The organism is Streptomyces sp. NPDC127119 (genome assembly GCF_042677425.1).
GTDB lineage: Bacteria > Actinomycetota > Actinomycetes > Streptomycetales > Streptomycetaceae > Streptomyces.
This window is the reverse complement of sequence record NZ_JBHXTO010000268.1, coordinates 1-5,771: the sequence shown is the minus strand read 5'-3', so window position 1 is coordinate 5,771 and position 5,771 is coordinate 1. Positions and strand designations below refer to the sequence as shown.

The window sequence follows — 5,771 nt, the reverse complement described above, 5'->3', positions numbered from 1 at the left end:
CCGGTTGATGTTCCCTGGGGGTTAAGCGCCTTACGCCTCATGTGACGACCGCCTGTGGGTTTTTGGCCGGGGCCCCCCCCCGCACTTGGGGGCCACCGGGCCAACTGCCTCACCGGGGTGCCCTACAGCGCCGGGTAGTCCGTGTAGCCCTTCGCGTCCCCGCCGAAGTACGTCGTCGGGTCGCCCTCGTTGAACGGGCCGCCCGCCTTCAGCCGGGCGGGCAGGTCGGGGTTGGCGAGGAACAGCTGGCCGTAGGCGACCAGGTCGGCGACGCCGTCCTCGACGAGCGTCAGGGACTCGGGGCCTGTCGGCCCCTCGGTCGCCGGGTTCAGGATGAACGTCCCGCTGAACCGCTTGCGCAGCGCGAGCGTCAGCTCACGGATCTCGCCCACCTCGGTGATGTGCAGATAGGCGAGACCCAGCGGCTCCAGCGCGTCGACCAGCGCGGTGTACGCCGCCTCCGGCTCGGGCTCCTGGATGTCGTTGTACGGGTTGCCGGGCGAGAGGCGGATGCCCGTGCGCCCGGCGCCGATCTCCGCGGCGACGGCCTTGACCGCCTCGACCGCGAAGCGGATGCGGTTCTCGACCGGGCCGCCCCACTCGTCGGTGCGGTGGTTGGAACCCGGCGCGAGGAACTGGTGGATCAGATAGCCGTTGGCGCCGTGCAGCTCGACACCGTCGAAGCCGGCCTCGACCGCGCCCCGGGCGGCGCTCACGAACTCGCCGATGGTGGCGCGTACCTCGTCGCCGGTCAGCTCGCGCGGGGTGACGAAGTCGAGGGGGCCCTCGTGGGTGTAGACCTGCCCCTCGGCCCGTACGGGCGAGGCGCCGACGTTGACGAGTCCGTCGGGCAGCAGGCTGGGGTGGCCGATGCGGCCCGCGTGCATGAGCTGCGCGAAGATCCGGCCGCCCGCGGCGTGCACGGCGTCGGTCACCTTGCGCCAGGCCGCGATCTGCTCGGCGCTGTGCAGCCCCGGGGTGTCCGGGTAGCCCTGGCCCACCACGGACGGCTGGACGCCCTCGGTGACGATCAGGCCCGCGGAGGCCCGCTGGGCGTAGTACTCGACGTTCAGATCGGTCGGCGCTCCGCCGTCGCCTGCCCTGCTGCGGGTCATCGGCGCCATGACGATGCGGTTCGCGAGCGGGGTGCCGGACAGGTCGATGGGGTCGTAAGCGGTGGTCACGGCTGCTCCTGGGGAGAGTGCGGGGAATGTATGTGGTCGGCCAATGATTGGAACAAGGGACCACCGTAAAGCATTCCTTGGTCGGCCAAGTTATTGTCCGTGAAAAGCTGGCCGCCACGAACGTGCGCGGAACCGGGAGCCAGGATGAGTGCCACCCACGAGGTCGCGGCCTCTCAGGCCGACCCCGCCTGTAGCGACGAGACACCCTCGGCGGCCTGCGGCGGCCAGGTCAGCTACGCCATCTCCAGGGTGGCCCGGATGCACCGGGCCGCCGCGGGCAGGCTGCTGCGCGGGTCCGGCCTCTACCCCGGCCAGGAGTTCGTGATGATGCACCTGTGGGACGCGGGCGCGGTGCGCCAGTCGGAGCTGATCAAGGCGGTCGAACTCGATCCGTCGACGGTCACGAAGATGCTCCAGCGGCTGGAGCAGGCGGGGCACGTCCGCCGCCGCCCCGACCCCAGGGACGGCCGCGCCGTCCTCGTCGAGGCGACGGAGGACAGCTGCGGCCTGCACGACGAGGTCACCCGGGCCTGGACGGGCCTGGAGGAGCACAGCCTCGCCGGACTGAGCGCCGACGAGCGCGCACAGCTCTCCGGACTCCTCGCGCGCGTCGAGGCGAACCTGTGCACGGAGGCGGGCGACTGCACGTTCCCGCCCGGGGCGGACCGGCCCTGACAGTGACGCTAGAGCCAGGCCAGTGAGGCCGCCCGCTCCAGCACGTCGTGTACGGCCTCCTCGTCGCCCACCATCCCGCGGGGCACCGACGAGGGCGTGTGCCGTCCGCCCACCAGCAGGCAGAAGTCCACGGCCTGCAGGGCGAGTTCGGCCCGGACCGGCTCGCCCTCGGAACCGAGCACCCACTGGGGATCGCCCTCGACACCCGTCACGGCGAACAGCACCGGCGGCGCCGTCGGCCCCAGCGCCAGACCCAGCATCCGGACGGCCAGCCGGACCATCTGCCCCAGATGGGCCTCGACCGGTGGCGGCACGGCGAGCCCGAGCGCGCGGCCGATGTCCACCGTGTGGATCCAGGTCTCGAAGGCCCGCCCCAGGAAATGGTCGGCCACGGGCAGCCGTACACCCAGCATCGTCGTGGCGTGCGAGGCCCGCTCGGGATCCAGGGCCTCGGGCGTCGCCAGCAGCGCCGAGCTCTGCGCGGACCACGCGGCCACCGTCTCCTCGGGGGAGCGCGTCCGCTCGTACGCGATCGTGTCGGCGGTCCTGGCCTCCCAGGCCTCCTCCCACGGCATCTCCGCCGTGCTCCGCGCGGCCGGAGCGTGCGCCGCGACCCCGAGGAGCCGGGCCAACTCCTCGTCGGCGGCGATCAGATGGCCGACCGTGTCCCGGACGTCCCAGTCGTGCACGACGGGGGTGCCCCACGGCCGGTGGCCGTCCACCTCGCGCAGCAGCGCGGTGAGCCCGGTCACCGCGGCCGCGTACGGGGCCGCGTGCGCGGCGACGCGCGGCGCGGTGGGCCGCGCCCGCAGCGCGGCGGCGAGCACGCCTTCCGGCAGGGCGGAACCGTTGTTCATGGCGGCCTGCTCCGGTATTCCGGGTGGCCCGTCCAGCAGCCGTACCGTCTCACGGAGCCGCTCCGCCTCCGCGGCACAGCTCTCGCAGCCGGCCAGATGCAGCGGCACGGCCTTCTCGTCCGCGGGCTGCAGCGCGCCGAAGGCCCAGGCGGCCAGCAGTTCGGGCACGCCGTCGTGGTCGTCGCTCACCGGAGGCCTCCTTTCCCTGTCGCCATCATGCGCCCCTTTCCCACGCCGGATCCGACGGGTCGCCCAACGACACGGCCAACTTGCGCAACGCGGACCGTAATCGGGTCTTGGCGGTGCCCTCCGGGATGCCCAGCTCGACGGCCGCCTGGCGGTAGGTGCGGCCGGCGAAATAGGCGAGGTGGACCACCTCCCGCTGAGGCTGGGGGAGTTCGGCGAGCGCGGAGTGCAGCAGGAGCGAGCGTTCGCGGTCGACGACCGCCTCGTCGGGCCCGGGCCCGGTGTCCGGGATGGAGTGCAGCGCCGAGTCGTCCGCGCGCGTGTCCTTGCGGTGCCTGGCCTCGCTGCGCACCCAGTCCACCGCCCGCCGGTGCGCGAGCAGGGACAGCCAGGTGCGCATCGAGCCACGGTCCGGGTCGAACGCGTACGGCCTGCTCCACAGCTGGGCGAAGACCTCCTGCGCCACGTCCTCGGCGGCCGCCGCGCCGCGCGTGACCCGCACCGCGACGCGCCGGACCAGGCCGCCGTACGCCGCGTACGCCTCGGCCAGCGCGGTCTCGTCGCCGTACACCAGCCGCCGGTGCAACTCCGCATCCGCGGACGGCCGTTCGGACGTGTGGAGAGTTGGCTCCACCGGCACCACCACCTCGTGATGCCCTTCCTAGCGTTCTCGTGGGCCGCGCGCCAGTGGGGCGCGACATCATCCGGACAGGACATCCAGCAGGCGGTCGACGTCCGCGGGCGAGGTGTACATGTGGAAGGCGGCCCTCAGGTTTCCGGCACGGTCCGAGACCTCGATCCCCGCCCGGCTCAGCTCCGGCTGCCGGTGGCCGAGTCCGGGCACGGAGACGATCGCCGACCCCGGTGCCGGGACCGGCTCGTGTCCCAGCGAGGCGAGGCCCGCCCGGAAACGGTCGGCGAGGCCGAGGTCATGGGCGCGGATGGCCTCCACACCCAGCTCCTCGACCACCTGGAGGGAGTGCCGGGCGCCGGCGTACGAGAAAAGGCTGGGGCTCTCGTCGAACCGCCGCGCGGAGCGGGCGAGTTCCTCGACCGGCCCGTAGCAGCTGTCCCAGGGATTCTCTCCCGCCACCCAGCCCGCGAAGACGGGATCGAGCCCCCCGAAGTCCTCCGGAACGACGAGGAAGGCCACGCCCCGCGGGCAGACGAGCCACTTGAACGCGACGGAGGACACATAGTCGTACGCGTCCGCGTCGACCGACAGCCATCCGGCGGCCTGGGATGCGTCGATGTACGTACGGGCGCCGTGGGTACGGGCGGCCTCGCGCAGCGCGGGCAGGTCCGCGACCCGGCCGTCCGCGGACTGCGCGGCGCTCACCGCGACGAGCGCGGTGCCGGGGCGCACCGACTCGGCGATCCGCTCCAGCGGCACCGTGCGCACCTTCAGCCCGCGGCGCACATGGAAGGGGTTCACCACGGAGGTGAAGTCGCCCTCGGCGGTGAGGACTTCGGCGCCCTCGGGCAGCGAGGCCGCGATCAGGCCGGTGTAGACGGCGACCGAGGCCCCGGCCGCGACCCGGTTGTCCGGGACGCCGACGAGCCGCGCGAAGGAGGCGCGGGCCGCCTCCACGTCGGCGAACATGTCCTGCGGCAGGCCGTCCGCCACGGACTCGATACCGGCCCGCATGGCCGCCACCGCGCGCGCCGGGAGCAGCCCGGTACTGGCGGTGTTCAGATAGGTGTTCTTCGGCGCGAACTCGGCCCGGACGAGGCTCTGGAAGGTGTCCATGGCACCACTCTGCGGCGCGGAGAACTCCCCGTCCATTGCGTTCTTTTAAGTGGTTCCGCGAAGGAACGCTTATATGTCCAGGTCAGCGCCGCATGTCAGTGCTGGTGGGGGACCGCGCAGCCGTCCGGGCCGCACGCCTCCGCGTCGCCCCGGCCGTCCTGCTGGATCAGCTTGAGCGGGGAGTGACTGGCCCACGCCTGCTCCAGGGCCTGGGCGAAGACCTCGGCGGGCTGGGCGCCGGAGACGCCGTACTTGCGGTCCAGGACGAAGAACGGCACGCCGTTCGCGCCCAGCTCGGCGGCCTCGCGCTCGTCGGCGCGGACCTCGTCGGCGTACGCGGCCGGGTCGGCGAGCACCTTGCGGGTCTCGTCCGCGTCGAGTCCGGCGTCGACCGCCAGCTCCACGAGGCGTTCGTCGTCGCCGAAGACGGAACGCTCCTCGGCGAAGTTCGCCTTGTAGAGGTTCTGGATCAGCTCGTCCTGGCGGCCCCGCTCCTTGGCGAGGTGCAGGAGCCGGTGCATGTCGAAGGTGCTGCCGTGGTCGCGGTCCTTCGTGCGGTACGCCAGTCCCTCGGCGGCGGCCTGGGTGCCGAGGTTCTCCTCACCGGCCTGGGCCTGGGCCTCGCTCATGCCGTACTTCTTGGTGAGCATGGGGATGACGGGCTGGATGTCGTCCTTGGCGCGGTTCGGGTCGAGCTCGAAGGAGCGGTGTACGACCTCGATGTCATCGCGGTGCGGGAAGGCTGTGAGGGCCTTCTCGAAGCGGGCTTTGCCCACGTAGCACCATGGGCAGGCGATGTCGCTCCAGATCTCGACGCGCATGTCTCGAACTCTCCCTCACTCAACCGATCAGCTTCGCTAAAACATGAACATTCAAGAACCGGGTGCGTATTCCCTGCGGCCGGGTGGGGGCCGTTCGCGCAGTTCCCCGCGCCCCTGAATGTGCGGGCCGGTGGGGGCTGGCCGCGCAGTTCCTCGCGCCCCTAGGGGGCTCCGCCCCCGAAAGACGAAAAGATTGCGCCGTTCCCCGCGCCCCTGGACGTGCGGGTTCGGTGGGCGTTGCTCGCGCCGTTCCCCGCGCCCCTTGGGGAGGGGCTGCGCCCCGTCCCACTCAGGGGCG

6 protein-coding genes are annotated in these 5,771 nt (G+C 72.3%); 1 reads left to right on the top strand and 5 read right to left on the bottom strand.

Going from position 1 to position 5,771, the window contains the following annotated elements; all coding sequences use genetic code 11:
* Nucleotides 1-122 precede the first annotated feature (122 nt).
* Nucleotides 123-1,184 (bottom strand): alkene reductase, encoded by a 1,062-nt coding sequence (locus ACFVH5_RS43770; protein WP_385839272.1) that lies wholly within the window; start codon nucleotides 1,182-1,184, stop codon nucleotides 123-125.
* 144 nt (nucleotides 1,185-1,328) lie between these two features.
* On the opposite strand from ACFVH5_RS43770, the gene ACFVH5_RS43765 reads away from it, so the two are divergent.
* Complete coding sequence (locus tag ACFVH5_RS43765; RefSeq protein WP_385839271.1) at nucleotides 1,329-1,859, top strand: MarR family winged helix-turn-helix transcriptional regulator; 531 nt, start codon at nucleotides 1,329-1,331, stop codon at nucleotides 1,857-1,859.
* Between the two features lie 8 nt (nucleotides 1,860-1,867).
* Here ACFVH5_RS43765 and ACFVH5_RS43760 read toward each other — a convergent pair whose 3' ends face one another.
* From ACFVH5_RS43760 to ACFVH5_RS43745, 4 genes are all read right to left on the bottom strand, one after another.
* A complete protein-coding gene (locus tag ACFVH5_RS43760; protein ID WP_385839270.1) occupies nucleotides 1,868-2,905 on the bottom strand; it encodes a maleylpyruvate isomerase family mycothiol-dependent enzyme in 1,038 nt (345 codons plus the stop codon).
* A 25-nt stretch (nucleotides 2,906-2,930) separates the two neighbouring features.
* Nucleotides 2,931-3,548, bottom strand: coding sequence for an RNA polymerase sigma factor (locus ACFVH5_RS43755; RefSeq protein WP_385839269.1), 618 nt, complete (start codon nucleotides 3,546-3,548; stop codon nucleotides 2,931-2,933).
* 54 nt (nucleotides 3,549-3,602) lie between these two features.
* Nucleotides 3,603-4,652, bottom strand: coding sequence for an aminotransferase class V-fold PLP-dependent enzyme (locus ACFVH5_RS43750; protein ID WP_385839268.1), 1,050 nt, complete (start codon nucleotides 4,650-4,652; stop codon nucleotides 3,603-3,605).
* A 95-nt stretch (nucleotides 4,653-4,747) separates the two neighbouring features.
* On the bottom strand, nucleotides 4,748-5,473 hold the full coding sequence (locus tag ACFVH5_RS43745) for a DsbA family oxidoreductase (protein ID WP_385839267.1): 726 nt from the start codon (nucleotides 5,471-5,473) through the stop codon (nucleotides 4,748-4,750).
* Nucleotides 5,474-5,771: the final 298 nt, after the last annotated feature.

What these genes read in the sequence shown, in the direction of transcription:
- ACFVH5_RS43765 (WP_385839271.1), top strand. Translation starts at nt 1,329, where the DNA reads ATGAGTGCCACCCACGAGGTCGCGGCCTCTCAGGCCGACCCCGCCTGT.
- ACFVH5_RS43750 (WP_385839268.1), bottom strand. Translation starts at nt 4,652, where the DNA reads ATGGACACCTTCCAGAGCCTCGTCCGGGCCGAGTTCGCGCCGAAGAAC.
- ACFVH5_RS43745 (WP_385839267.1), bottom strand. Translation starts at nt 5,473, where the DNA reads ATGCGCGTCGAGATCTGGAGCGACATCGCCTGCCCATGGTGCTACGTG.